Source organism: Streptomyces sp. NPDC033177, assembly GCF_055577715.1.
In genome coordinates this window covers 21810-46674 of record NZ_JBVIPS010000013.1, presented here as the reverse complement: position 1 = coordinate 46674, position 24865 = coordinate 21810, and the positions used below count along the sequence as shown (strand labels likewise).

Sequence of the window (24865 nt, the reverse complement as noted above, 5' to 3'; positions counted from 1 at the left end):
GGCCCGGCGGTGGCCGGGACCCCCTTGTGAGGAGTCCCGGCCATCGCCCGGGGCCATCACCTGCCCTTCGGACTGGCGGGATTCGGCGGTGGGACGGCCTTACGGCGACTGCCTTGCGGCGGGGACTACTTCTTGTCGCTCACACCGAGCGAGACGTAGTCGTAGCGGCCGCTGTACGCGGCGGACGAGTAGACGTTGGTCGCCCGCGAGGAACGCCAGCTGATGTTCTTCTCGTAGATGAAGGGCATCCAGTAGGCCTTGTCGACGATCTCGTGAGCGAGGTCGGTGTAGATCTCACCGGCCTTGTTCGGGTCGACCGTGCCGATCGCGTCGTCGAAGTACTTGTCGATCTTCGGCTCGTCGATCTGCGACTCGTTGTAGTTGCCGTTCTCGTTGATGAAACGGCTGTCGAACAGCGGCTGGGCGTAGCCCTGGCCGGTCGGGAAGTCAGGACCCCAGCCCGCCATCGTCATGCCGATGCCGCGCTTCTTCACGACCGAGGGGGAACCGGTGATGCTGGAGGAGTCGGCGCCGTCGATCTGGTCGACATCGGCGTTGATGTTGACCTTCTTCAGCTGCTCCTGGAGCGCCGTGGCGGCGTCCACCTCGCCCGGCTGGTTGGTGCGCGCCGAGATCTTGGTCGAGAAGCCGTTCGGCTTGCCGCACTCCTTGAGCTGGGCCTTCGCCTTGGCGACGTCCGGCTTGCCCTTGCGCTCCTTGATGCCGTACGGGTCGTAGTCGTCGTGACCCTTGATCGACTTCGGGAAGACGCTGGTGGCGATCTCACCGGCGGCGACCGGGCCACCACGGGTCTTCTGCAGGCTCTGGAAGTCCGTGGCGTAGAAGACGGCCTTGCGGCAGGCCTCGTTGTCGAACGGCTTCGTCTTGGTCACCAGGGCGACGTAACGGACGAAGTCCGTCTGCATGTTGTCGACGTTGCCCTTGTGGTCCTGAATGGCGGTGGTACGACCCGACTGGGTCATGCCGGTGCCATTCATGTCGATGTCGTAGTCGCCTTCCATCAGGCGCTTGTCGTTCTCCTCGAGGTTCGCGGAGATGGTGACCTGGATCTTGTCCGGCAGCGCGGGACGGACCGGGTCGGACGACTTCTTCCAGTTCTTGTTGCGGACGAGCGTGATGCTCTTGCCCGCGCTGTAGTTCTGGAACTTGTACGGGCCGGAGGAGAACGGGCGCTGGGTGTACTTGGCGCCGGTGTCCTCGGACTGCTTGACCGGGGTGCCCGACGGCATCGCGAGCATCTGCTCGAAGTCGCCGTTCTTCTTGGGCAGCTTGAAGATGATGGTGTTGTCGTCCGGCGTCTCGATCGCCTTCAGACCGAGCTTGTCCTTCGACTTGTCCTCGTAGGGGCCCTTGTACTCGCCCTTGGGGTCAAGCGTGGACTTCAGGTAACCGGGGCCACCGGTGATGACCTTGGTCGCCCAGATGCGCTCGATGCCGTACTTGATGTCCTTGGAGGTCAGCTTCGAGCCGTCCTCCCAGGTGAGGCCGTCACGCAGCTTGTACGTGTAGGTCTTGCCGTCGTCGCTGATCTTCGCCGTGGACTCGGCGAGGTCGGGGACGAGCTTGTTGGACGCGGCGCCCGGCTTGGTGTCGTACGTGATCAGCGTGCGGGTGTAGAACCGCATGAAGTCCCACGTCATGCCGTAGTAGGCACGCTGCGGGTCGGCCGAGTCCAGGTCCTGCTTGGCGATGAACTTGAGCGTTCCGCCCTTCTTCGCCGACTTGTTCGCGACCTTGCCGATCGCCGCGTTGTAGCCGGCGCCCTTGCTGTCGTCGTCGTCGCTGCCGCCGCCGCACGCCGTGGTGGTCACCAGCGCCGCCACGACGAGGGCCGCGCCTGCGGTCAACCGTCGTTTAGAGGAACCTGTGGGCATTTCTCGCATCCTCCGAGATTCGGGTCCTTGGCCTTGACTGCCTGAGAACCATGGGAAAAGCCACCTGACGCTGCGGCAGGGGCAAGCCAGTTGGAGCTGTTTACCGAGTTCCCTTGGGGTCCAGGGCGTCGCGCAGCCCGTCACCGAAGAGGTTGAAGGCAAGCACGGTCACGAAGATCGCCAGGCCGGGGAAGACCATGAACATCGGGTCGTGCTCGTACGTCGCGAGCGCGTCCCGGAGCATGCCGCCCCAGGATGCGGTCGGCGGACGTACACCTGCGCCGAGGAAGCTGAGGGCCGCTTCGGTGAGGATGTTGGTGGGGATCATGAGCGTCGCGTACACGGTGATCGGCGCGATCAGGTTCGGCAGCAACTCACGGAAGAGGATGTGCCGTTGGCCGCCGCCGAGGCTGCGGGCCGCTTCCACGTACTCGCGTTCGCGCAAGCTGAGGGTCTGCCCTCGCACGATGCGCCCGACGTAGGGCCAGCCGAAGAAGCCGATCACCAGGATCAGTACGGCGATGCGGACGCCGCTGCCGGTCAGGCCGAGCAGGTCATCGGGGAGGACCGAGACCAGGGAGATCACGAAGAGCAGCTGCGGGAAGGCGAGCAGCACGTCCATGACCCGGCTGATCGTCGCGTCGACCCAGCCGCCGAAGTAACCGGCGATGATGCCGAAGAAGGTGCCGAGCGCCACGGCCACCACGGCGGCGAGGAACGCCACCAGGAGCGAGATGCGGGCTCCGTAGACGATCCGGCTGAAGACGTCGCGGCCCTTGTTGGGCTCCACCCCGAAGAGGAAGTCCGAACTCATGCCGCCGAACGCGCCCTTGGGCAGGTTCGTCAGGTCTTCCAGCTCTTCCTGATGGAACTCGTTGGGCGGGTGGCCCAGCAGGGAGACGATCAAGGGTGCGAAGACGGCGACAAAGACCAGGACGAGCACGGTGATGCCGCCGGCCAGAGCGACCTTGTCCCGCTTCAGGCGGTTCCACGCGATCTGCTTGAGGGACCGCCCCTCGACCTTCTTCACCCCTGCATCAGCTGCGGGAGCGACGTCCGCTGTCGGGTCCGCGTCCGCAGGTGTGTCATGCAATGGTGCCGTCATCGTGGCAGGGACCCCTCTCAACCGGTGGTGACCGGCCCGCACTTGTCGCTGTAGCGATGTGATCAGTCCGTCGTACACAGGGGCGAAGCACCCCTGGTGCGGGAGTCTTCATCGGGGTCGCGATCTGTTACCAGCCTTGACGGTGAATGGATGCGCAACCGTGATGCTGATCGAGGTGTTCCGTTATCCGGACGCACGTGAACGAGGGGCGAACACGGGGCAGTTGGGCCGGAAGGTGCCACGGGAGCCCATAGGCCCCCTCCACCATCAGAACGGACATCATGACGGTCAGGGCAGGTATACGATCCGCGGTGGCCGGTTCAAGGCCCTGCGGGGGAGGGTCGCGGCACCGTTTCAGTACTGCGCGGGGTAGCCGTAACCGCCCGCGGGCGCCGGTGCGGGCTGGGCCTCGCGGTCGTAGAACGGGCGGGCATTGGCGCGCAGCCACATGGCCACCGGGTCATATCCGTCGGACATCGCGACCGTCGACACGGGCAGGCCGTCGGGGACCGCGGCGATCGACTGCTGCATCATCGTGCGCACCCCGTCGACCGACGCCGGCGAGGTGTCGTACACATCGAGGCCGATCGCCAGATACGGGGCGCCGAGCGCGGGCTGCACCCAGGCGCGGCGCAGCGAGCGGACCGCGGGGGTGCGGTGGGCGTTCTGCGTGAGCAGGGCGTAGAACTGGGGGATCTCGATGGCCGGCTCGGTGAGCCTGAGCGGCCCCGCGGGCAGCAGGTCCAGGCCCGACGCGATGCGCCGCAGGTCGAGCCAGGGGATGCCGACGCCGCCGCCGGGGGCGTGCGGGTTGAGCCAGAGGCCGTAGTGGTCGGGGAAGAGGGTGCGGGAGATGTCGAGACCGCCGACCACCTCGTACGAGCGGTTCCAGCCACTGGCGGAGAGCTCCTGGGCCGAGGTCACGCATGGCGCGTAACCGAGGCCCTCGACCTCCATGTTCCCGTACTGCGCGTCGGGGGACCCGGCCTGGCCGTGCCAGAGGAGCATCCACACCTGGTCGGCGGCGAGCGCCCGCAGGAGCGCCTCGTAGGCGTCGTAGCGCCCCGGCGTCACCTGGCGCAGCATGTGCTCGACCTGCCCGGCCGCAGCCGTGCCCGACGCACTCACCCTTAACCGCCCCTTCGCGATGACCCGCTGACCCGGTGGAACTCCGGCTCATGAAACCAGCTTAAGCGGCGATCCTGACACCGACTTGACGTACGGCACCCTCACACACGTACCTGCACATGTCCTTACACACGTCCGTGCTCGTGTCCCGGGGTCCGGCCGAAGAAGGGCCGGACCCGCTCGCGCATCCAGTCGGCGACCGGGTCCTGGGCCACGTCGAGCAGCACCAGGTTCACCGGCCAGGCCACCGGGGCGTGCCCCAGGGCACGGCCCACGGCCTCCATCGGGAGTTCGCGCGCGTTGCCCTCCCAGGAGGTCAGTTCGACGCCGACGAACAGCGAGGGGTCACCGCCCTCGACGCTCGCCAGACAGCGGCGGGCGCTCAGGACGACACCGGTGGCCTCGAACTCGCGGGCCGTGGCGGACAGGAAGTCCACCGGGTCCTCCTGCCAGTCCGGTTCGAAGAGGCGTACGCGGCCGCCGGTCGCGGGGCCGTCCAGCGGGGTGCGCCCGGCGCGGCAGAGCTCGGCGACGGCGGGCGGCGGCAGCGGCACACCGACCATGCCGTCCGGGTTGACCGCGATGCCCAGCTGCGGGGGCAGGCCGCGCGCGAACTCCACGGCGGGCGCCACGGTGCACCCCATCCGCCCGCCGGTGGCCTGCTGGAACTGCTGCTCGGAGCTGAAGACGGGGACATAGGCCTGGCCGTCGATCTCCAGCGTGGGCAGGTCGAGGGTGCCGCTGTCCGGCGCCCCGCCGTTCGGCAGCGGGACCCAGACGTGGCTGCGGCCGAGCACCTCGACGATGCGGGCCCCCGCGGACGCCTGAGGCGCGCCGGGGGTGCCCAGGGATGCCGCGAGCACCTCTTCGAGTTCGTTGCCCGGCCATCCTCCGTACGGATGGGGGTGCGCCTGCGCCGGAATGTCCATCACTTCTAACCCCTGCTCGGTCCCGCTCTGCCTGCGGCACGACCCTAACGCGGCGGGCGGCTCAGGCTCCGAAGCGGCGGGCGGCTCAGCCCCCGAAGCGGCGGGCGGCTCAGGCTCCGAAGCGGCGGGCGGCTCAGCCCCCGAAGCCGATCCCCCGCAGCACCCCGGCCGCCGTCCGGTCCAGGAGCACCGCCGAGCCGCAGCCGCGCGGCAGGTCGCCGCGCTCGGCGGCACCGACGAGCCGGCCGACCGTCCTGCGGTGCCGCGCGAAGGCGTACCGCGACACGCCGCGCCCGCGGGCGAGCTGCCCCTCTATGGCGGTGTCCGGCGGCACGTCGAGCAGCAGCAGGTGCAGGGTCGTGCCGCGCCGCGCGGCCTCGCGGGCCAGCCAGCGGCGCACCCAGGCCTGGGTGCCGCAGTCGTGCACCACGACGCCCTCGCCGGAGCGCAGGGCCTTGCGCAGGCCCGCGTAGTGCGCGAGGCGGACCAGCGGGCGGTACACCGCGTACGGCAGCAGGCCCGGCATGCGGCGGGCCCAGCGGTCACGGGTGTCCTGCGAGTCGATGCGCGGGCCCGCGACGGCTCTGCGCATCAGCGTGGACTTGCCGCTTCCCGGCAACCCGGAGACGACGATCAGGTCGCCCTCGCCGAACGTGAGCCGGTGCGGGCTGTGGCCGGTCCGCTGCCGCAGGTCGCGGACGACGGCCGGCAGGGGGCCGCAGCTCTCCCTGGTGGAGGCGGCGGCCTGTTTGGGCAGGGCCACCCCTGTGTTGGTCGCGTAGACGCTCGTCCTGCGCACCGTGATCGGCCTCCCCTTAGCGGTCACGTACCTGCTTCCCGCAGCTTCCCCGGCAAGTGTAAAGAGAAGGTAATGCGGCACAACAGCATTACTGGACTGGCACTGCCCTGTGACGCAGGCGCGTGCAATGATGTGCGCGCAAACTCCATACAGGCCGTTTGAATCCGCGCGGGAGAGTTCCCGGTGGCCGTCGCACACGACGCACCGGGGCGCCGAAGGAGCAAGTCCCTCCCTTGAATCTCTCAGGCCCCGTACCGCGCGGGCGAGGCACATCTGAAAAGCGGGCCGCCTGCGCGGCTCCACCCAAGGTGCAAGTCATGACCTCCTGTACGAGACATACGGGCGGTCGTGGTGAACCTCTCAGGTTCCGATGACAGATGGGGAGGATCGACCTCGCCCGTCATGCCCCTGGGAGTTCCACGAATGAGTACTGCCCCCCGTCTGACCGCACTCGATGCCGTGCATCGTGCGCTCGGCGCGACCATGACCGACTTCGCGGGCTGGGACATGCCGCTGCGGTACGCGAGCGAGCGCGACGAGCACAACGCCGTGCGCACCAAGGCCGGTCTCTTCGACCTCTCCCACATGGGCGAGATCACGGTCACCGGGCCCGAGGCCGTGGACCTCCTGAACTTCGCGCTCGTCGGCAACATCGGCTCCGTGGGTGTCGGCCGCGCCCGCTACACGATGATCTGTGCCGAGGACGGCGGGATCCTGGACGACCTGATCGTCTACCGGCTCGGCGAGCCCGAGGCCCCCGCGTACATGGTGGTCGCCAACGCCTCGAACGCCCAGGTCGTGCTCGACGCGCTCACCGCCCGCGCCGACAGCTTCGACGCCGAGGTCCGTGACGACCGCGACGCGTACGCCCTGCTCGCCGTCCAGGGGCCCGAGTCCCCCGGCATCCTGAAATCAGTCACGGACGCCGACCTGGACGGGCTGAAGTACTACGCGGGCCTGCCGGGCACCGTCGCGGGCGTGCCCGCGCTGATCGCCCGCACGGGCTACACCGGCGAGGACGGCTTCGAGCTCTTCGTCGCGCCCGGCGACGCCGAGAAGCTGTGGAACGCGCTCATGGAGGCCGGCGAGCCCGTCGGCCTGGTCCCCGCCGGGCTCTCCTGCCGCGACACGCTGCGCCTGGAGGCGGGCATGCCGCTGTACGGGCACGAGCTGACCGCGGAGCTGACGCCCTTCGACGCGGGCCTCGGCCGGGTCGTCAAGTTCGAGAAGACCTCGCAGTCCGACACCTTCGTGGGGCGCGCGGCGCTCGCGGCCGCCGCCGAGCGCGCCGAGGCCGCTCCCCCGCGCAAGCTGGTCGGTCTGATCGCCGCGGGCCGCCGTGTCCCGCGCGCGGGCTTCTCGGTTGTCGCCGACGGCAAGGTCATCGGCGAGGTCACCTCGGGTGCACCGTCCCCCACGCTGGGCAAGCCGATCGCCATCGCGTACGTCGACGCGGCGCACGCGGCTCCCGGCACCGAGGGTGTCGGAGTGGACATCCGGGGCACGCACGAGCCGTACGAGGTCGTGGCGCTGCCGTTCTACAAGCGCCAGAAGTGACACCCCGCACAACAGCCTCGTCCATCAGCACTCCCCCGCGTACAGGAGAATTCAGGTCATGAGCAACCCCCAGCAGCTGCGTTACAGCAAGGAGCACGAGTGGCTCTCGGCCGCCGAGGACGGTGTGGCGACGGTCGGCATCACGGAGCACGCGGCCAACGCGCTCGGTGACGTCGTCTACGCCGACCTGCCCGAGGCCGGTGCCGCGGTGACCGCGGGCGAGACGTGCGGCGAGCTCGAGTCGACCAAGTCGGTCAGCGACCTGTACTCGCCGGTGACCGGTGAGGTCGTCGAGTCCAACCAGGACGTCGTGGACGACCCGTCGCTGGTCAACTCCGCCCCGTTCGAGGGTGGTTGGCTCTTCAAGGTACGGATCACGGAAGAGCCGAAGGACCTGCTCTCCGCGGACGAGTACACCGAGTTCTCCGGCAGCTGAAGCCCCCCGAAGACCCTTAGGGACCACCTGATGTCGCTTCTCAACACCCCTCTCCACGAGCTGGACCCGGACGTCGCCGCCGCCGTCGACGCCGAGCTCCACCGTCAGCAGTCCACCCTGGAAATGATCGCCTCGGAGAACTTCGCTCCGGTCGCCGTCATGGAGGCCCAGGGCACGGTCCTCACCAACAAGTACGCCGAGGGCTACCCCGGCCGCCGCTACTACGGCGGCTGCGAGCACGTCGACGTCACCGAGCAGATCGCGATCGACCGGATCAAGGACCTGTTCGGCGCCGAGTACGCCAACGTCCAGCCGCACTCCGGCGCCTCCGCCAACCAGGCCGCCCTCTTCGCGATCGCCCAGCCCGGCGACACGATCCTCGGCCTCGACCTGGCGCACGGCGGCCACCTCACCCACGGCATGCGCCTGAACTTCTCCGGCAAGCAGTTCAACGTGGTCGCGTACCACGTGGACGAGGCCGGTCTGGTCGACATGGCCGAGGTCGAGCGCCTGGCCAAGGAGAACAGCCCCAAGGTGATCATCGCGGGCTGGTCCGCCTACCCGCGTCAGCTGGACTTCGCGGAGTTCCGCCGGATCGCCGACGAGGTCGGCGCGAAGCTGTGGGTCGACATGGCGCACTTCGCCGGTCTCGTCGCCGCCGGTCTGCACCCGAACCCGGTGCCGTACGCGGACGTGGTCACCTCCACCACGCACAAGACGCTCGGCGGCCCGCGCGGCGGCGTCATCCTGGCCCGCAACAAGGACTTCGCGAAGAAGCTGAACTCCGCGGTCTTCCCCGGCTTCCAGGGCGGCCCGCTCGAGCACGTGATCGCGGCCAAGGCCGTCTCCTTCAAGGTCGCGGCCTCGGAGGAGTTCAAGGAGCGCCAGCAGCGCACCCTGGACGGCGCCCGCATCCTGGCCGAGCGCCTGGTGCAGGACGACGCGAAGGCCGTCGGCGTCGACGTCCTGTCCGGCGGCACGGACGTGCACCTGGTCCTGGTGGACCTGCGCAACTCCGAGCTGGACGGCCAGCAGGCCGAGGACCGCCTCCACGAGGTCGGCATCACGGTCAACCGCAACGCGATCCCGAACGACCCGCGCCCCCCGATGGTCACCTCGGGCCTGCGGATCGGTACGCCCGCGCTCGCGACCCGTGGCTTCCAGGAGGACGACTTCCGTGAGGTCGCCGACATCATCGCCGAGGCGCTGAAGCCGGGCTTCGACGCGGAATCCCTGAAGGCCCGCGTCTCCGCCTTGGCGGAGAAGCACCCGCTGTACCCCAACCTGTAGCATTTTCGTACGCTTTCTTTCGTACGGACCTTCGGGGCACCGCGCACACTGGACACTGAGGACAGTGAGTGCGGTGCCCCGGTCCATGCCCCGGCTCACGCCCTGCTTTCTGCACCGCCCACCCGTCGCCCGCCACCACCCTCAACCGAGGCGCTGTCGCGCCGCTGAATGCTCTGGCAGACAACGGCGTCTACCAACCACCATTGGAGTTTCTCGTGGCCCTCTCGGTCTTCGACCTGTTCTCGATCGGCATCGGCCCGTCCAGCTCCCACACGGTCGGTCCCATGCGCGCCGCCCGCATCTTCGCGAGCCGCCTCAAGAACGAGGGCCTGATGGCCCACACCACCGCCATACGGGCCGAGCTCTACGGCTCGCTCGGCGCGACGGGCCACGGCCACGGCACCCCGAAGGCGGTGCTGCTCGGCCTGGAGGGCGAATCGCCGCGCTCGGTGGACGTGGAGTCGGCGGACGACCGCGTCGAGCAGATCAAGTCGAGCGGCCGCCTCAATGTCCTCGGCATGCACGAGATCGGCTTCGACTTCGACGAGGACCTGGTCCTGCACCGCCGCAAGGCCCTGCCGTACCACGCCAACGGCATGACGATCTTCGCGTACGACCATGAGGGCGCCCTCCTCCTGGAGAAGACGTACTACTCCGTGGGCGGCGGCTTCGTCGTGGACGACGATGCGGTGGCCGGCGAGAACCCGATCGTGCCGGACGACACGGTCCTCAAGCACCCCTTCCGCACCGGCGACGAGCTGCTGCGCCTGGCGTCGGAGACCGGCCTGTCGATCTCCGCGCTGATGCTGGAGAACGAGAAGGCGTGGCGCACCGAGGAGGAGATCCGCTCGGGTCTGCTCGACATCTGGGGCGTCATGCAGTCCTGCGTCTCGCGTGGCATGTCCCGCGAGGGCATCCTGCCGGGCGGCCTCAAGGTCCGCCGCCGCGCGGCCAACTCGGCGCGCCAGCTGCGTGCCGAGGGCGACCCGCTGGCCCGCTCCATGGAGTGGATCACCCTCTACGCGATGGCCGTGAACGAGGAGAACGCGGCGGGCGGGCGCGTCGTGACCGCCCCGACGAACGGCGCCGCGGGCATCATCCCGGCGGTCCTGCACTACTACATGAACTTCGTCCCCGGAGCCGACGAGGACGGCGTGGTCCGCTTCCTGCTCGCTGCGGGTGCGATCGGCATGCTCTTCAAGGAGAACGCCTCGATCTCCGGCGCCGAGGTCGGCTGCCAGGGCGAGGTCGGCTCCGCCTGCTCGATGGCCGCGGGCGCCCTCGCCGAGGTGCTCGGCTGCAGCCCCGAGCAGGTCGAGAACGCGGCCGAGATCGGCATGGAGCACAACCTCGGCCTGACCTGCGACCCGGTCGGCGGCCTCGTCCAGATCCCGTGCATCGAGCGCAACGGCATGGCGGCCGTGAAGGCCGTGACGGCGGCGAAGATGGCGATGCGCGGCGACGGCAGCCACAAGGTGTCCCTCGACAAGGTCATCAAGACCATGAAGGACACCGGTGCCGACATGAGCGTCAAGTACAAGGAGACGGCGCGGGGCGGGCTCGCGGTGAACATCATCGAGTGCTGAGTCCCCCGGCCGCCGGCAGCCTTCAGCGCGCCACGAACAGCGCCTCCGCGCCCACCGGCCGGTACCCCGCCGCCTGGAAGACCCGCACGCTGCGCGCGTTGCCCGGGGACTGCTGCGCCCACACGTGGGACGCGCCGGGCGCCAGGTGCCGGGCGGCGAGGGCCAGCGCGCGGCCGAGGCCCCGGTGGCGTATGTCCTCGTCGACCTCGATGGCCGCCTCCCAGCGCCCGGCGAGCCCCCGGCCGAGGACCAGCACCCCTCCGCCCGCGGACGCCCACACCCGTACGTCGTCGCGGCGCTTGCGGGCCCGTGCCACCCGGGGGTGGTCGGGGTCGTCGATCTCGCGCAGGTCCAGAGCCGGGTCGGGGCCGCCCGGCAGGGCGTCGGCCACGGTCAGGAGGTCGGTGGTGTCCGTCGCGCGGCCGGTGCGGTCCAGGAAGGCGGCGAGGAACAGCGGGTTCATCGTGGCGGCCAGCGGATCGCAGTCCAGCGCGGCGAGGGTGGCGTGCACCCACCGCGGGTCCTCGTCCGTGAAGACCACCGAGTGCGCGGTGAAGGCGAGCACACCGGCGTCGCGGTGACAGGGCTGCGGCACGACGGTGGTCGTGCCGTCGGGCGGCGGGAACCGCCCGTAGGCCGCCGCGTCGAGGATGGTGCCGAGCGTCGCAGGGGTGCTGGCCATGGGCGTACTCCTTGTGATCGCGTCCTCGGACGGCCGATACCCTAACCCTCGTCAGTAGTGCACGAAGAAGGGGTGGATCCGGTGGCGGACATCGAGGAAGCGCGTAAGACGTTCGACCAGTTCGACGCGGACGGCGACGGCTTCATCACGGCGGCCGAGTGGAAGTCGGCCATGGCGAAGATGGGGGACTTCTACGTCACCGAGACGGTGGCCGAGGCCGTGATCGGTACGAAGGACACCGACAAGGACAAGCGCCTCTCCTTCGACGAGTTCTGGGCGAGCCTGAACAAGAAGTAGTGGCGGTGAGCGGGAGGGGCCCGGTTAGCGAGAGCGCCGGGCCCCTCCTGCGTGCTCGGCTCAGCGGGCGTGCCGCGCCGCCCGCACGCTCCACCGCCCGTCCGTGCGCTCGAGCCGCACCGGGTGGTCGAAGCACTTGCTGATCTGGTCGCTCGTCAGTACGTCGTCCACGGCGCCGGAGGCGAGCGCGCGCCCGTCGCGAAGGAGCAGCGCGTGCGTGGTACCGGACGGAAGCTCCTCCAGGTGGTGCGTGACCAGGACCGTGGCGAGCTCGGGATGCGTCTCGCGCAGGGTGTCCAGGCTTTCGAGTAGACCTTCGCGGCCCGCGAGGTCGAGCCCGGTGGCCGGTTCGTCGAGCAGGACGAGCCGCGGGCGCGGCATCAGCGCGCGTGCGATCAGGGTCCGGCCGCGCTCGCCCTGGGAGAGCGTGGGCCAGCGCGCGTCCGTGCGGTGGGCGAGGCCGAGCATGGCGATCAGGTGGTCGGCCTGCTCCTCCTGCTCGGACGTGGGGCGCCAACGGGGCAGCGGTTCCACGCTGTTGGTGAGGCCGGTGAGAACGACTTCGCGGGCCCGCAGTGGTGACCGGAGCGGATGGCGTGGGTTCACATGGCCTACGTACGCGCGCAGATCCCGCAGGTCGACGCTGCCGAGGCGGCGGCCGAGCACCTCGACCGTGCCATGCGTGGGATGGGTGACGGCTCCGCAGAGGCCGAGCAGGGTCGACTTGCCGGCGCCGTTCGCGCCGAGCAGCGCCCAGTGTTCGCCGGGGCGTACGGTGAGGGTGACCTCTTCGAGGATGGGGCGTCCTTCGCGGACGACGGTGACGGTGTCGGCGTGCAGGACGGGGGGCGGCGGTGTCACCGGGTGACCCCCGCCCTGTTCACGGCGGCGAGCACGGCCTGCACGGACGCGGTCAGGAGCGAGGTGTCCAGACCCGCGCCCCAGCGGACGGCGCCGCCCACCCGGCACTCCGCGTACGCGACGGCCTCGCTGCCGCCGCCCTCCCCGACCGCGTGTTCGGAGTAGTCGAGGATGTCGACGGTGATACCGGCGGCGGCGAGCGCCTCGACGAACGCGGAGAGCGGGCCGTTGCCCGCGCCCTCGAAGTCCCCCGCGCGGTCGCCGACTTGGAGGGTGCAGACGAACCGGTGGGCGCCGTCCGGTGCCCGGTCGGTGGTCCACGAGATCAGCTCCACCTCGCCGCCGCCCTGCCCCGGCGCGACATAGGTCGCGCGGAACAGCTCGTACAGCTCCTTGGCACTCGCCTCCTGACCGCTGTCGTCGGTCGCCTCCTGCACCGCGCGCGAGAAGTCGGGCCGCATGCGCTGGGGCAGGTCGAGACCGTGCCGGGTCTGCAGCAGATACGCCATGCCGCCCTTGCCGGACTGGGAGTTGACGCGGATGACGGCTTCGTAGCTGCGGCCGATGTCGGCGGGGTCGATGGGCAGATACGGCACGTCCCACGGCGCCTCGCTCTCGGCGATCCCCAACTCGGCTGCCCGGCGGGTGTGTTCGGCGAACCCCTTGCTGATGGCGTCCTGGTGGGTTCCGGAGAACGCGGTGTGGACGAGGTCGCCCGCGTAGGGGTGGCGGGGGTGCACGGGCAGGCGGTTGCAGTGCTCGACGACCTCGCGCACGGCGTCGATGTCCGAGAAGTCGACCATGGGGTCGACGCCTTGGGCGTAGAGGTTCAGGGCCAGGGTCACCAGGTCCACGTTGCCGGTGCGCTCGCCGTTGCCGAAGAGGCAGCCCTCGACGCGTTGGGCCCCGGCCAGGACGGCGAGCTCGGCGCAGGCGACGCCGGTGCCTCGGTCGTTGTGCGGGTGGACGGAGAGGATGACGGAGTCACGTCGGGCGAGGTGCCGGTGCAGATACTCGATCTGGTCGGCGTACACGTTCGGGGTCGCGATCTCGACGGTCGCCGGCAGGTTGTGCGTGACGGGCCGGGCGGGACTCGCGTCCCACAACTCGGTCAGCCCGTCACAGAGTTCGAGTACGTAGTCGGGCTCGGTCAGGTTGAAGGTCTCCGGCGAGAACTGGAACCGGATGTCCGCGCCCGGCCGTGCGTCGGCCAGGCGGGCCATGCGGGCGGCGGCTTCCGTGACGACCTCGCGCACCTGGGCGCGCGACCGCCCGAGCACCACGTCGCGCCAGACGGGCGAGGTGGGGATGTAGAGATGCACCACGGCGCGGGGCAGGCCCTCGATCGACTCGAAGGTGCGGTCGATGAGTTCGGGCCTGGCGGGCGTGAAGACGACGATGCTGATGTCGTCGGGGACACCGCCGCTCGCCGCGAGCGCGGCGAGGTCGCGCACGAAGTCGAAGTCCGCGCGGCTGGCCGACGGATAGCCGACCTCGATCTCCTTGAAGCCCATCGAGACGAGCAGATCGAAGAAGTGCCGCTTGCGGGCGGGGTCCATCGGCTCGGCGAGCGCCTGATTGCCGTCGCGCAGGTCGACGGGGACCCAGAGGGGGGCGCGTTGGATGCGGGCGCTGGGCCAGCTGCGGTCCCGGGCAGGGACGTTGACCCGGTCCTGGTAGGGGCGGTAGCGGTGGTGGGGCATGGGGCCGGGGCGCTGGGGGTTCCAGTCGTACGTGATGCCTGCGGACGTGCTGCCTGCGTGCGTGCTGCCTGCGGTCGCGGTGGCGGCGGTGACGTCATCGGTGGCGGCGGTTGCGCTCATGGGAAGCGGTGTTCCTTCTGCTCGCGGTCGGTTGCCGACCGGCAGCACGGCACCCCGCGGCGGGGTGCCGGTCGCTTCAGGCCCCGCCGCGGCAGCCGAGAAGGAGGAGACCGCGGAAGATCACGGGGCTACACTAGGCACACGTCAGCTCCTCAGACAAGTACTCCTCAGACAAGTACGCGTCGGTACCACTCGATGAAAGGCCCCCGGATGCCGCTCGGCTCCCTGCGCCCCAGCCCCCTGGTCGAACAGGCCACGAAGCGCCTGCGCGAACAGATCACCGGCGGCCAGTGGCCCATCGGCAGCAAACTCCCCGGCGAGACGACCCTGGCCAAGGAACTCGGCATCGGCCGCTCCACCGTCCGCGAGGCCCTGCGTTCCCTGGCAGGGGCGGGCCTCGTCAAGGCCCGGCAGGGCGCCGGCGTCTTCGTCATCGCGACGGAGCCGGTCGCGGACTGGCCGACGCGGCTGCGGCGGGCAGCGGTCTCGGACGTGTACGAGGTGCGGATGCTGGTGGAGGTACAGGCTGCGCGCCTCGCGGCGATGCGGCGCACCGACGAGGACATCACCGCGATGCGCGCCGCGCTCGAAGGCCGCAGGGCCACGGCTTCGGCGAGCGACGCCGCCTTCATCGACGCCGACATCGCCCTGCACGCGGCGGTCGTGGCGGCGGCGCGCAACCCCGTGCTCACGGACCTCTTCGCGGAGTTCGCCCCCGTACTGCGCGAGGGCCTGCTCCATCTCCTCGACCTGATCGACGTACGGACGGAGGAGACGAACCACGGCGACGCAGCCCACGCCGCGCTCGTACGGGCCGTCGAGGCGAGGGACGCGGAGGAGGCAGCACGCGTGGCCCAGTCCGAACTCCAGGAAACCCTGGGCCGCTTGCTGCGCAACCACTAACAGACACCCCACTAGCCCCCACCCAGCCGCTCCTGGTCCTGGTCCTGGTCCTGGTCCTGAAAATCCTCGTCTCGCCGTTCGGGCTGCTGCTCTTCCTGCTGGTGCGGGCAGTGGGAGCGAACCGTGCTCAGCCGCGGCCGGTGGTGGAACCGGAGGACCCGGTCGGCTTCATGCCGCGTTGATCCACGACGGCGCGCTCCAGGACCGCGTTGCAGCCGTACAGGACCTCGGGGTTCCCGGCCTTGCCCGGCTTGCCGCCCGGCTTGCGGTTCTTCGTCAGGTAGCCGCGCGAACCGAGATAGGCGTAGGTCTTCTTGTCGAAGATCCACTCGGAGCGCGTCGCGAACGCCGACTCCTCGATGGTGATGCCGATCCCGTGGCGGCCCGCCGCGTCCACCGCGTCCGGCACCTGCACCACGCCAGGGAGCTTGGCGGCCGCCTTGTAGAGGGCGGCGGCGTTCTCCGGCGGCATGACCGTCCCGCCGACCAACTCCCCGATCCGGTCGAAGACGGCCTGCGCCTTCGTCTCCCGCTCACCGGTCACCTTCGTCTCCGCGTACAGCTTCTTCAGGAGGGCGTCGGGATCGGTGGGCAGCGAGGCCAGCCAGTCGTACGTCGGGCGGTCGGGCCCCTCCGGAACGGCACCGGACTCATCGGAGCCGTCCACGGCGGACGCCTCGATGGGCACGTCCTGCCCCGCCATCGGAGCGCCCTTCCCGCTCACGCGGCTCATGCCGATGTCCGTGACGGGGGCCGGGTTCTGGTTCAGCCAGATTTCCTCCGTGTACGGGGTGCCGAGCTTCACCGGGTCGTCGAGCTCGCCGTCGTTGCTCTGGACGAGGCTGCGTGTGTAGACGAACTGGCTGTCCTTCACCGACGTCGTCCCGGACTTGAGGGAGGCGCTCGCGATCCGGTCGAGCGTGACGGCGGCACCGGGGGTGGCACCTCGGCCCGCACCCATGTCGCGTACGCCGTCGGCGTCGCCGGAGGAGAGCGTGCCGGTCAGGATGCCGGCCACCGCCAGCGCGGCCGCGGCGGGCATCAGCACTCCGGGACGCAGCAACCGGCGGCGGAGAGCGGCGGGGCCGGGCTTCCCTCCGTCAGTCACGATTTCGCGGGCGGTGTCGGCGGCTGTGTCGCGGTCGATCTGCTGCATCAGGACGTCCTTGTGGTGGAGGTGACGCCCCGGCGGGAGTTCCCATTCTTCCTCGCCCGATTCCGGGAGCAGGCGGGCCAGTTCAGCGGCCTCGTCCTCTCCCCGGGACGGCGTGGCGGCATTCATCGGAATTCCTCCCGCAGGGGCAGGGCCGCGAACGCGGCCTCACTCTCTACCTCTCCGCGACCACGGAGAGGTTCCGTCACGTTCTTCACTCCCGGCATGTTCTTCACTCCCGGCACGTTCTCCGCCTCCAGCACGTCCTCCGCTTTCGGCACACCCGTCGCATCCGCCCCGTCCTCGCTCAGCCGCCGAAGCCGTGCGCGGGCCCGCGAGAGCCGCGAGCGCACCGTGCCGACCGGAACGCCGAGCGCCTCCGCCGCCTGCGCGTAGTCAAGACCGGACCACACGCACAGCACGAGCACCTCACGCTCCGGGCGGCGCAGCCTGCGCAGCGCGCCGTGCACCGCCGCGAGCCGCCGCGCGTCGTCCATCCGCCCCGCCGACTCCTCCGCGAAGTCCGCCACTTCGGGCGGCGGGGGCTGACGGGACAGAAAGGCGAGCCGTCTGCGCAGGCCGCGGTTGGCGTTCTGCGCCTTGTGTGTCGCGATGCCGAGCAACCACGGCTTGAGCGAACCCCCGTCGGGCTCAAGGCGGTCGCGGGTGCGCCAGGCCGCGAGGAAGGTCTCGGACATGACCTCCTCGGCGGTCGACCAGTCGCCGGTCAGCCGAAGGGCGTGGTTGTAGACCGCCCGCGCATACGCCTCGTACAGCTCACCGAACGCCTCCCGCTCCCCCGCCCGGATCCGAGCATGGATGCCGTCTCCCGGTTCTCCCGGTTCAGTACGCCTCACACCACGTACCTCTCCGCGACCTCCGAGGAGTTCCTGTGCCCCGCGTCACACCGCCCCCTGGAGTTCCCCGATGACCTTGCCGATGCAAGTGTCGGACTCCGCCCTCCGGCAGGAATACGTCAGCTGTTCCGGAGGTTGGCTCCGTTACGTCAAGACACCGGCGAACCACCCCCGGAAGGGTCAGTCATGAAGATCGGCATCATCGGCGCGGGCAACATCGGCGGCAACCTCACCCGCCGCCTCACGGCCCTCGGCCACGACGTGTCCGTCGCGAACTCCCGTGGCCCGCACACCCTCACCGCTCTCGCCGAGGAGACCGGCGCGAAGCCGGTGACAGTCGAGGAGGCAGCCCGCGGCGCGGAGGTGGTCGTAATAACGATCCCCTTGAAGGCCGTACCGAACCTGCCGTCAGACGTCCTCGACGGCGCCGCCGAGAACGTCGCCGTCATCGACACCGGCAACTACTACCCCCAGCAGCGCGACGGGAAGATCGCCGAGATCGAGGAGGGGCTGACCGAGAGCCGCTGGACCGAGCGCCAGATCGGCCACCCGGTCATCAAGGCCTTCAACGGCACGTACGCCCAGGACATCCTCGACAAGCCCCAGCCCAAGGGCACCCCCGGCCGCGTCGCCCTCCCGGTCTCCGGCGACGACGAGGCCGCGAAGAAGGTCGTACGCGACCTCATCGACGAGATCGGCTTCGACACCGTCGACAACGGCGGCCAGGACAACTCCTGGCGCCAGCAGCCCGGCACCCCGGTCTACGGCCTGGCCAAGGACACAGAAGCAATCACCAAGGCCCTCTCCGAGGCCTCCCCGGAACGCACGGCGGAGTGGCGGGCCTGACAGCCAGCGGTCGCGCGGCGGGAGCGGCTACGGCGTGGCCCACTCCCGCAGCGCGTCCTCGCTCGCGAAGTCCGCGACGTTCTTGTCCAGCGGCGTCGACGTGTACTGGTGGATGCGCCACTTCGCCTGGATGCGGGGCTTGCCCGCCGTGACGTAGTCGGCGATCCAGAGGCCGTCGCCGGCGTAGGACGTGGTGTCGTGGTTCAACCAAAAATCGCGGTTCGTGTAGAGCACCGTCCTATGAGAAGGCCGCAACCGCTTCACCTCCCGGATGAAGCGGTCCTTCTCCGCATTGCTCGCCCGGGTGTGTTCGCCCGTCCATTCCCAGTCCACCGCCAGCAAGTCCCCTGCTTTTTCAGGGGCCTTGCTCACGAAGTACTCCGCCTGCGCCGTGATGTTCCCCGGCCACAGGAAGTGGTAGAAGCCGACCACGCAGCCGCCGTCCCGTGCTCGCTTCGTCTGGGCCGTCAGGCGTGGGTTCACGTACGTGCGGCCCTCCGTCGCTTTTATGATCACGAAGGAGATGCCGGCCGTGTCGAACGTGGACTGGTACGAGCTGACGTCGATGCCTTTCAGCACGGGCGACCTCCTGAGCGGCAGAGGGGAGGGCGGGTAGATCTACCCTTGTCGTGCCCGGTGGCCGCTGTGGTCAACCGTTGAACAGCTCAGCGGAAGATCCCCGTGTGGCCGAGCGAGTAGCGGCCGGGCTGCGGGTAGACCGCGAGGCCGTGCGGGCCGCCGCCCACCGGGATGCGGGCGGTCTGGACCCCGGTGCGGGTGTCGATGGCGTACACCTCGGAGTCGTAACGCCCCGAAAGCCAGAGGGTGTTGCCGTCCGCCGACACGCCGCCCATGTCGGGGCTGCCGCCCTGGGGAAGCTTCCACTTCTTGGTGAGCTTGTTCTTGGGGAAGTCGAAGACGGAGACGGTGCCTTCGCCGCGGTTGGACACGTACATCTCGCGTGAGTCCCGGCTGACGTACAGGCCGTGGGTGCCCTTGCCGGTCGGCAGTAGCTTCGGCTTGTCGAACTTGTCGCCGCTCAGGACCCACATGCCGTCCGCCATCATGTCGGCCACGTAGAAGGTCTTGCCGTCGGGTGAGATCTTTACGTCCTGCGGCATGGCCCCCTTGAAGGGCAGCTTCTGCTGGGCGACCACCTTCATCTTCTCCGTGTCGACCTTCAGGAGTTCGCCCGAGAACTCGCAGGAGACGATGAAGTAGCGCCCGTCGGCGGAGAAGTCGGCGTGGTTGACGCCGTAGCAGCTGACCGGTTCGGTCTTGACCTTCTTCATGGTGTGCGGGTCGCGGAAGACCAGCTCCCGGTCCATGGAGGCCATCACGATGGCGTGCTTGCCGTTGGGCGTGAAGTAGAGGTTGTACGGGTCGTGTACGTCGACCGGCTTGCCCGCCTTGCCGGTCTTGGGGTCGATGGGCGTGAGCGTGTGCCCGCGGTTGTTGTTGACCCACAGCGTCTTCAGGTCCCAGGAGGGGACGACGTGCTGGGGCTGGACCCCGACGTCGATCGTGTCGATGACCTCGTACGACTTGGGGTCGATGACCGAGACGGTGTTGGAGTTGGTGTTGGGGACGTAGATCCGGGACGGGAAGTCCTTGACCACCGGGGAGAGCTTGCCCGGGCGGTCGGCCGCGTAGACGTCCTTGGGGTCGAGGACGGGCGGCATCCCCGGGAGGCCCGATGCGGTCTTGGGCTTGGCGGTCTTCTGGATGCCCTTGGTGCCGAGGGCTTCGTCCTCGCGGGGCTCGCCGCCGCATCCGGCGAGCGCGGCGGCGGCGACGGCACCGGCGGCGACGACCGCTCCGGTGCGCCGGGTGAGGTTCAGGTGCAGGCTCATCAGGTCAGCAACTCCGTGGTCGTCACCGCGCGCAGGTTGCGGCGGGCCAGTTCTTCCAGGACGGCGGGGAGCGCGGCGACCGTGTCCGCGTACCCGAAGCGCAGGCTCACGACGGCAAGGCCGGCGCCCGTGCGCAGGGCTCCGCGGCAGTCGGTCTCGGTCACCCGACCATTTAATGGGCTAAGAGGGCAAAAGACGCTTATTGCTCGTGCGCGCGCCCCCGCGGGTCGGGCCCAGCAGACGGGCGGCCACCTCGGCGCCCCTTGCGGAACACCTGTCACAGCGGGAACTTAACCAGCGTTTACCAGGCAGGTGTCCCAGCTCACCAAGGATTCACCTTTGAATTGTCATGATTTGCACCCATATACCCGGAACGGGACTTTTGGATCGCTGGCCCCCGTCTGCCATAGTCGGAAGCACGACCCCCATTGACCCGGGCTCAGGTCGTCATCGGCGTCCGTGGACCACACCCCTTTGTCCGCGGCGCCCCGCGTAGCCCCCGCAACGCCACAACCGGCGACCGGGGGCTTCCGCGTTTCAGCGGACCCTCAGCGGTCGGCGACCCGCATCTCGAACCACGTCGTCTTGCCGCGCGGCAGCAGATCCACGCCCCAGCGGTCGGAGAGCTTGTCGACCAGGAAGAGGCCGCGGCCACTGAGGTCCATCTCCTGGACGGGCATCAGACAGGGCAGTCCGCGCGAGGGGTCGCGCACCTCGATCCGGATCCAGCCGCGCCGCCGCATCATCCGCAGCCCGAAGACGCGGGCGCCGGTGTGCCGCACGGCGTTGCCGACGAGCTCGGAGGTGAGGAGCACCGCGTCCTCGGTCAGCTTCGGGGAGAGCCCCCAGTGCCGGAGCACCACGACCTGGGCGAGCCGGCGCGCGATGGCGGCGGACTCCGGGCGCGACGGCAGCGGAACCTCCGCGTCCGTCGGATTGCCGAACAACTCGAGCGCCTTGAGCGCGTGTTCGTCCTCAATCGCCGGCGACCAGCGCGCCGCGGTCGCACTCCCGTGTCGCCGCGGCTGTTCGATACCCTCCAGCCCCGCCATGCCCCCATCATGGCCGCACACAGCGCGCTCCGGGGCCGTTCCGACGGAATAAGCCCCCCGGAACCATCCATTCCGGGGGGCCGGGTAGGCATATGCCAGCGGCAGCAGGGACCCTGCCGCACCCCTACTGACCTGCGATGACTGCCCGCTTACGGGTGATCACTTACGGCCTCTGAACACCCAGGCTTAAGGTTCTCTTAAGCTGCGCATAATCCGCCCCTTCGGGGGACACTTTGGCTGACGCGGCCTCAACTGGCCGCGTCCCGGCGGAAATTCAGAGAGACCCAGAGAGACCCAGAGGAACTCAGAGGAACTTCGCCTTGCCGGGCCCCTCCTCGACGAAGCTGCGCATGCCACGCTCCCGGTCCTCGGTGGCGAACAGACCGGCGAACCAGGTGCGCTCGATCGCGAGCCCGGTGTCGATGTCCGTCTCCAGGCCCGCGTCCACGGCTTCCTTGGCGGCGCGCAGCGCGAGCGCGGGCCCCTGCGCGAGCCGCGCGGCCCACTGGTGCGCCTGCTCGTACACCTCGGCGGCGGGCACGACCCGGTCCACCAGACCGATGGTGAGCGCCTCGTCGGCCTTGACCATGCGGCCGGTGAAGATGAGGTCCTTGGCCTTGGACGGGCCGACCAGACGGGACAGGCGCTGGGTGCCGCCCGCGCCGGGGATCAGGCCGAGCAGGATCTCGGGCTGGCCGAGCTTGGCGTTGTCGGCGGCGATGCGGAAGTCGGCGCAGAGGGCGAGCTCGCAGCCGCCGCCGAGCGCGTAGCCGGTGACGGCGGCGACGACGGGCTTGGGGATGCGGGCGACCGCGGTGAAGGAGTCCTGCAGGGCCCTGGACCGTACGACCATCGCCGCGTGGTCCATGGCCTGCATCTCCTTGATGTCCGCGCCCGCCGCGAACACCTTCTCGCCGCCGTAGATGATCACGGCGCGCACGTCGTCGCGCAGGGTCGCCTCTTCGGCCAGCTCCTTGAGCCGGTCCTGGAGGGCGATGTCGAGCGCGTTCATCGGGGGGCGGTCGAGGCGGATCGTACCGACGCCTTCGGCGACTTCGAGATGCACAGATGTCATGCGGGGCACGTTAGCCGTGCCCCGCATGACGGCGACATGTGGCCGGGGTGTGATCCCGGTCGGCCGGTCAGGCCTTCCACTTCTCCCAGGACATGTTCCAGCCGTTGTAGCCGTTCTCGGGCTGGATCGTCTTGTCCGCGGAGTTCTTCACGACCACGAGGTCCCCGATGAGGGAGTTGTCGAAGAACCATCCGGCGGGCGTCTTCTTGCTGTAGCCGCCGCGCACGTCGCTCAGGCCGATGCAGCCGTGGCTGGCGTTCGTGTTGCCGAAGGCGCCGCCCGACCAGTAGTTGCCGTGGATGAACGTGCCCGAGGTGGACAGGCGCATCGCGTGCGGGACGTCCTTGATGTCGTACTCGCCGCCGAAGCCGACGGTCTCGCCGTTCATGCGCGTGACCTGCAGCTTCTCGCTGATGACCATCTGGCCGTTGTACGTCGTCGTGCCGGGGGCGCCCGCGGTGATCGGGATCTTCTTGATCTGCTTGCCGTCCCGGACGACCTTCATCTGGTGCGACTTGGCGTCGACGGTGGAGACCTGGCTGCGGCCGATCGTGAACTTCAGGGTCTTGGCCTGCTCGCCGTAAACCCCGGGCCGGCCCTCGACACCGTCGAGGTTGAGGTCGACGGTGACCTTCGTCCCCGCCTTCCAGTACTTCTCGGGGCGGAAGTCGATGCGGTCGTTGCCGAACCAGTGGGGCTCGACGTCCACGGCCGGCTCGGTCTTGATCTTGATGGCCTTCTCGACGTCCCCGGGCTCGGTGATGCCACGGTTGAAGTGGATCGAGAACGGCATTCCCACGCCGACCTTCGAGCCGTCCTCCGGCGTGAACTGGCCGATGAAGGTGTTCTTCGGCGTCAGCGTCGTGAACGACGTGTCCTTGGCCGATTCACGTCCCTCGGAGTCCTTGGCTATCGCGTGGACCTTGTACTTCGTGGAGGCGGCGAGGTGATGCGCCGGTGTCCAGCTGGCGCCGCCCGAGGTGATCTTGCCCGGGACCGGATTGCCCTTGCTGTCCTCGACCTTGACCTGCGAAAGCTTGCCCTTGTCGGCGGCTATCTTCAGTGCGCCGCTGGTCGCCACCGAGTCGGCACCGTCCTTCGGCGCTATGGTCACCACCGCCGTCGACGGCGCGTTCTTGTCGGCCGCCTTGTCGCCGGACTTGCCGTCGTTGCCCGAGTCCGAGCCGCCCCCGCCGCACGCCGTGACCAACAGCAGCGTCACACCCGATGCCACCGCAAAGAGGCCCTTGGCCCCCCGTCGTCGTGCACGCCCCCGCGCACCAACCGACGTCCCCGATATCGGTCGCCCGTTCAAGATGTGTCTCCCCTCGCACGGCCTGGTCAGGCCCGCACCCCAGTGCCTCAGCGCGCACAGACACGCGCCTGCGCTAGATAACCACACGGCCCTGACCGATGACTCCCCGCCAATGTCACCGTTCAGTCCCAACTGCGCATGGGGTGCGGGCCCTGCCTCAGCGCCCGTCCGTGGGATCGGCCTTCGGCTTCGTCCCGGGGGGCGCCGTCCACTCCTTCCACTCCATGTTCCAGCCACCGAGGCCGTTGTCAGGAGCGACTTTCTTGTCATCGCTGTTGACGACTTCCACCACATCACCGATCAGGGTGCGGTCGAAGAACCACCCCGCCGGGGTCTGTGAGCTGCCGCCCTTCACGTCGCGCAGGCCGACGCAGCCGTGGCTGACATTCGTGTTGCCGGGGGCGTCCGGCGCCCAGTAGTTGCCGTGCAGGAAGGTGCCGGACGTCGTCAGACGGATCGCGTGCGGGACATCGGGGATGTTGTACTCACCGCCGAAACCGACGGTGCGGCTGTTCATCCGGGTCACCTCCAGCATCTCCGTGACCACCATTTTCCCGTTGTACGTGGGGGTCTTGGGGGCCCCGGCGGTGATCGGCACCGTGGAGATGACCTCGCCGTCGCGGCGTACTTCCATCGTGCGCTCGGCGGCGTCGACCAGGGAGGTCTGGCTCCGGCCGATCGTGAACGAGAAGCTCTTGTCCTGGAGGCCGTAGACGCCGGGGGCCGCCTCGACGTCACGCAGGCGCAGGCCGACGGTGACCTTCGTGCCGGGCTTCCAGTACTTCTCGGGGCGGAAGTCCACGCGGGTCTTGCCGAACCAGTGCGGCTTGACGTCGACGGCGGGCTTCGCGGTGACGCTGATGGCGCGCTGGACGGCCTCCAGATTCTCGATCTCCTCGTTGAACTCCAGGGAGACGATCATGCCGGTGCCGACGGTGGAACGGTCCTCCGGCGAGACGTAGGCGATGAAGCGCTCGTCGGGGACGGCGGTCGTGAACGTGGTGTGCCGAGCCGAGCGGCGGCCGTGGCCGTCGAGGGCGACGGCGTCCACCGAGTACTTCGCGGCGAGCGCGAGGCCGCCCTCGTCCAGGGGCCTCCAGGTCATGCCGTCCTCGTCGATGCGGCCGGGCACGGGCTGCTCCCGCGCGTCCTGCACCCGGACGACCTTCACCGATTCGAGGCGGCCGTCGGGGACCTCGACCTGGAGCCTCTCGTCTCCCTTGACTCCCTTGCTGCCGTCGTCGGGCGTCACCCGGATCGCGTCGGCGGGCGACCGTGGCTTGCCCATCAGCCTGTCGATGCCGTCGCCGTCGCCGCTGCATCCCGCGGCCCCGGCAAGCAGTCCTGCCCATGTCACCACGGCGGCCAGCGCGGCCCCTGCGCGCCGAGCGCGCCTCGCTACCTGTCTCACGTCCGTCCCAAC

Annotated in this window: 23 protein-coding genes, 1 pseudogene and 2 riboswitches; of the genes and pseudogenes, 7 read left to right on the top strand and 17 right to left on the bottom strand. The window is 69.5% G+C overall.

Annotated elements, in window-relative coordinates; translation table 11 throughout:
- Positions 1 to 125 precede the first annotated feature (125 nt).
- The 5 genes from ACZ5U5_RS36690 to ACZ5U5_RS36670 all read right to left on the bottom strand — a co-directional run bounded on the left by ACZ5U5_RS36690 (position 126) and on the right by ACZ5U5_RS36670 (position 5862).
- The gene (locus ACZ5U5_RS36690) at positions 126 to 1895 is read right to left on the bottom strand and encodes an ABC transporter substrate-binding protein (RefSeq protein WP_469030711.1); all 1770 of its coding nucleotides are present in this window, start codon (positions 1893 to 1895) and stop codon (positions 126 to 128) included.
- A 100-nt stretch (positions 1896 to 1995) separates the two neighbouring features.
- Entirely contained in the window at positions 1996 to 3000 is a 1005-nt protein-coding gene (locus ACZ5U5_RS36685) for an ABC transporter permease (protein WP_469030709.1), read from the bottom strand.
- Between the two features lie 354 nt (positions 3001 to 3354).
- The gene (locus ACZ5U5_RS36680; protein WP_453450146.1) at positions 3355 to 4128 is read right to left on the bottom strand and encodes an enhanced serine sensitivity protein SseB C-terminal domain-containing protein; all 774 of its coding nucleotides are present in this window, start codon (positions 4126 to 4128) and stop codon (positions 3355 to 3357) included.
- A 125-nt stretch (positions 4129 to 4253) separates the two neighbouring features.
- Positions 4254 to 5057: an enhanced serine sensitivity protein SseB gene (locus ACZ5U5_RS36675; RefSeq protein WP_469030706.1), complete on the bottom strand. Its 804-nt coding sequence runs from the start codon at positions 5055 to 5057 to the stop codon at positions 4254 to 4256.
- 133 nt (positions 5058 to 5190) lie between these two features.
- Positions 5191 to 5862 carry an AAA family ATPase gene (locus ACZ5U5_RS36670; RefSeq protein WP_469031013.1) on the bottom strand — a complete coding sequence of 224 codons (672 nt, stop codon included), beginning with the start codon at positions 5860 to 5862 and terminating at the stop codon, positions 5191 to 5193.
- A 153-nt stretch (positions 5863 to 6015) separates the two neighbouring features.
- Positions 6016 to 6123, top strand: a riboswitch (glycine riboswitch).
- Positions 6124 to 6243, top strand: a riboswitch (glycine riboswitch).
- A 36-nt stretch (positions 6244 to 6279) separates the two neighbouring features.
- Between ACZ5U5_RS36670 and gcvT the strand changes: the two genes are divergently transcribed.
- From gcvT to ACZ5U5_RS36650, 4 genes are all read left to right on the top strand, one after another.
- Positions 6280 to 7413 carry a glycine cleavage system aminomethyltransferase GcvT gene (gene gcvT, locus ACZ5U5_RS36665; RefSeq protein WP_469030703.1) on the top strand — a complete coding sequence of 378 codons (1134 nt, stop codon included), beginning with the start codon at positions 6280 to 6282 and terminating at the stop codon, positions 7411 to 7413.
- A gap of 58 nt (positions 7414 to 7471) precedes the next feature.
- The gene (gene gcvH / locus ACZ5U5_RS36660; RefSeq protein ID WP_363314537.1) at positions 7472 to 7849 is read left to right on the top strand and encodes a glycine cleavage system protein GcvH; all 378 of its coding nucleotides are present in this window, start codon (positions 7472 to 7474) and stop codon (positions 7847 to 7849) included.
- Positions 7850 to 7879: 30 nt separating this feature from the next.
- Positions 7880 to 9139 (top strand): serine hydroxymethyltransferase, encoded by a 1260-nt coding sequence (gene glyA, locus ACZ5U5_RS36655; protein WP_469030701.1) that lies wholly within the window; start codon positions 7880 to 7882, stop codon positions 9137 to 9139.
- A gap of 215 nt (positions 9140 to 9354) precedes the next feature.
- Positions 9355 to 10725, top strand: a complete 1371-nt coding sequence (locus ACZ5U5_RS36650; RefSeq protein ID WP_469031012.1) for an L-serine ammonia-lyase — start codon at positions 9355 to 9357, stop codon at positions 10723 to 10725.
- A gap of 22 nt (positions 10726 to 10747) precedes the next feature.
- Here ACZ5U5_RS36650 and ACZ5U5_RS36645 read toward each other — a convergent pair whose 3' ends face one another.
- Complete coding sequence (locus ACZ5U5_RS36645) at positions 10748 to 11407, bottom strand: GNAT family N-acetyltransferase (protein WP_469030698.1); 660 nt, start codon at positions 11405 to 11407, stop codon at positions 10748 to 10750.
- An 81-nt stretch (positions 11408 to 11488) separates the two neighbouring features.
- On the opposite strand from ACZ5U5_RS36645, the gene ACZ5U5_RS36640 reads away from it, so the two are divergent.
- Entirely contained in the window at positions 11489 to 11704 is a 216-nt protein-coding gene (locus ACZ5U5_RS36640) for an EF-hand domain-containing protein (protein ID WP_363212409.1), read from the top strand.
- A gap of 60 nt (positions 11705 to 11764) precedes the next feature.
- Here ACZ5U5_RS36640 and ACZ5U5_RS36635 read toward each other — a convergent pair whose 3' ends face one another.
- Both ACZ5U5_RS36635 and leuA read right to left on the bottom strand, forming a co-directional pair.
- Entirely contained in the window at positions 11765 to 12565 is an 801-nt protein-coding gene (locus ACZ5U5_RS36635; protein WP_469030696.1) for an ABC transporter ATP-binding protein, read from the bottom strand.
- Positions 12562 to 14268 (bottom strand): 2-isopropylmalate synthase, encoded by a 1707-nt coding sequence (gene leuA / locus ACZ5U5_RS36630; RefSeq protein WP_469031011.1) that lies wholly within the window; start codon positions 14266 to 14268, stop codon positions 12562 to 12564. Before leuA ends, ACZ5U5_RS36635 begins: the two co-directional genes overlap by 4 nt.
- Positions 14269 to 14598: 330 nt before the next feature.
- Here leuA and ACZ5U5_RS36625 point away from each other — a divergent pair, with 330 nt between their 5' ends.
- Positions 14599 to 15291: a FadR/GntR family transcriptional regulator gene (locus ACZ5U5_RS36625; protein WP_469030693.1), complete on the top strand. Its 693-nt coding sequence runs from the start codon at positions 14599 to 14601 to the stop codon at positions 15289 to 15291.
- 127 nt (positions 15292 to 15418) lie between these two features.
- Here the strand turns inward: ACZ5U5_RS36625 and ACZ5U5_RS36620 are convergent, their stop codons facing one another.
- Both ACZ5U5_RS36620 and ACZ5U5_RS36615 read right to left on the bottom strand, forming a co-directional pair.
- Positions 15419 to 16573 carry a CU044_5270 family protein gene (locus tag ACZ5U5_RS36620; RefSeq protein ID WP_469030690.1) on the bottom strand — a complete coding sequence of 385 codons (1155 nt, stop codon included), beginning with the start codon at positions 16571 to 16573 and terminating at the stop codon, positions 15419 to 15421.
- Positions 16570 to 17265, bottom strand: a complete 696-nt coding sequence (locus ACZ5U5_RS36615; protein WP_469031009.1) for an RNA polymerase sigma factor — start codon at positions 17263 to 17265, stop codon at positions 16570 to 16572. Before ACZ5U5_RS36615 ends, ACZ5U5_RS36620 begins: the two co-directional genes overlap by 4 nt.
- A gap of 222 nt (positions 17266 to 17487) precedes the next feature.
- Here ACZ5U5_RS36615 and ACZ5U5_RS36610 point away from each other — a divergent pair, with 222 nt between their 5' ends.
- Positions 17488 to 18147 (top strand): NADPH-dependent F420 reductase, encoded by a 660-nt coding sequence (locus ACZ5U5_RS36610; RefSeq protein ID WP_469030687.1) that lies wholly within the window; start codon positions 17488 to 17490, stop codon positions 18145 to 18147.
- A 27-nt stretch (positions 18148 to 18174) separates the two neighbouring features.
- Here the strand turns inward: ACZ5U5_RS36610 and ACZ5U5_RS36605 are convergent, their stop codons facing one another.
- The 7 genes and pseudogenes from ACZ5U5_RS36605 to ACZ5U5_RS36575 form a co-directional block, all read right to left on the bottom strand.
- On the bottom strand, positions 18175 to 18726 hold the full coding sequence (locus tag ACZ5U5_RS36605) for a glycoside hydrolase family 25 protein (RefSeq protein WP_469030685.1): 552 nt from the start codon (positions 18724 to 18726) through the stop codon (positions 18175 to 18177).
- An 86-nt stretch (positions 18727 to 18812) separates the two neighbouring features.
- On the bottom strand, positions 18813 to 20000 hold the full coding sequence (locus ACZ5U5_RS36600) for a YncE family protein (protein WP_469030682.1): 1188 nt from the start codon (positions 19998 to 20000) through the stop codon (positions 18813 to 18815).
- A pseudogene (locus tag ACZ5U5_RS36595) lies at positions 20000 to 20116 on the bottom strand (polysaccharide deacetylase family protein); the annotation flags it as partial. The gene ACZ5U5_RS36600 and the pseudogene ACZ5U5_RS36595, both read right to left, overlap by 1 nt.
- A 432-nt stretch (positions 20117 to 20548) precedes the next feature.
- On the bottom strand, positions 20549 to 21157 hold the full coding sequence (locus ACZ5U5_RS36590; RefSeq protein ID WP_469031008.1) for an ATP-binding protein: 609 nt from the start codon (positions 21155 to 21157) through the stop codon (positions 20549 to 20551).
- Positions 21158 to 21356: 199 nt separating this feature from the next.
- Positions 21357 to 22127 carry an enoyl-CoA hydratase/isomerase family protein gene (locus ACZ5U5_RS36585; RefSeq protein ID WP_469030680.1) on the bottom strand — a complete coding sequence of 257 codons (771 nt, stop codon included), beginning with the start codon at positions 22125 to 22127 and terminating at the stop codon, positions 21357 to 21359.
- 67 nt (positions 22128 to 22194) lie between these two features.
- A complete protein-coding gene (locus ACZ5U5_RS36580) occupies positions 22195 to 23442 on the bottom strand; it encodes a L,D-transpeptidase (protein ID WP_469030678.1) in 1248 nt (415 codons plus the stop codon).
- Between the two features lie 157 nt (positions 23443 to 23599).
- Complete coding sequence (locus tag ACZ5U5_RS36575; RefSeq protein ID WP_469031006.1) at positions 23600 to 24799, bottom strand: L,D-transpeptidase; 1200 nt, start codon at positions 24797 to 24799, stop codon at positions 23600 to 23602.
- Between the last annotated feature and the right edge of the window lie 66 nt (positions 24800 to 24865).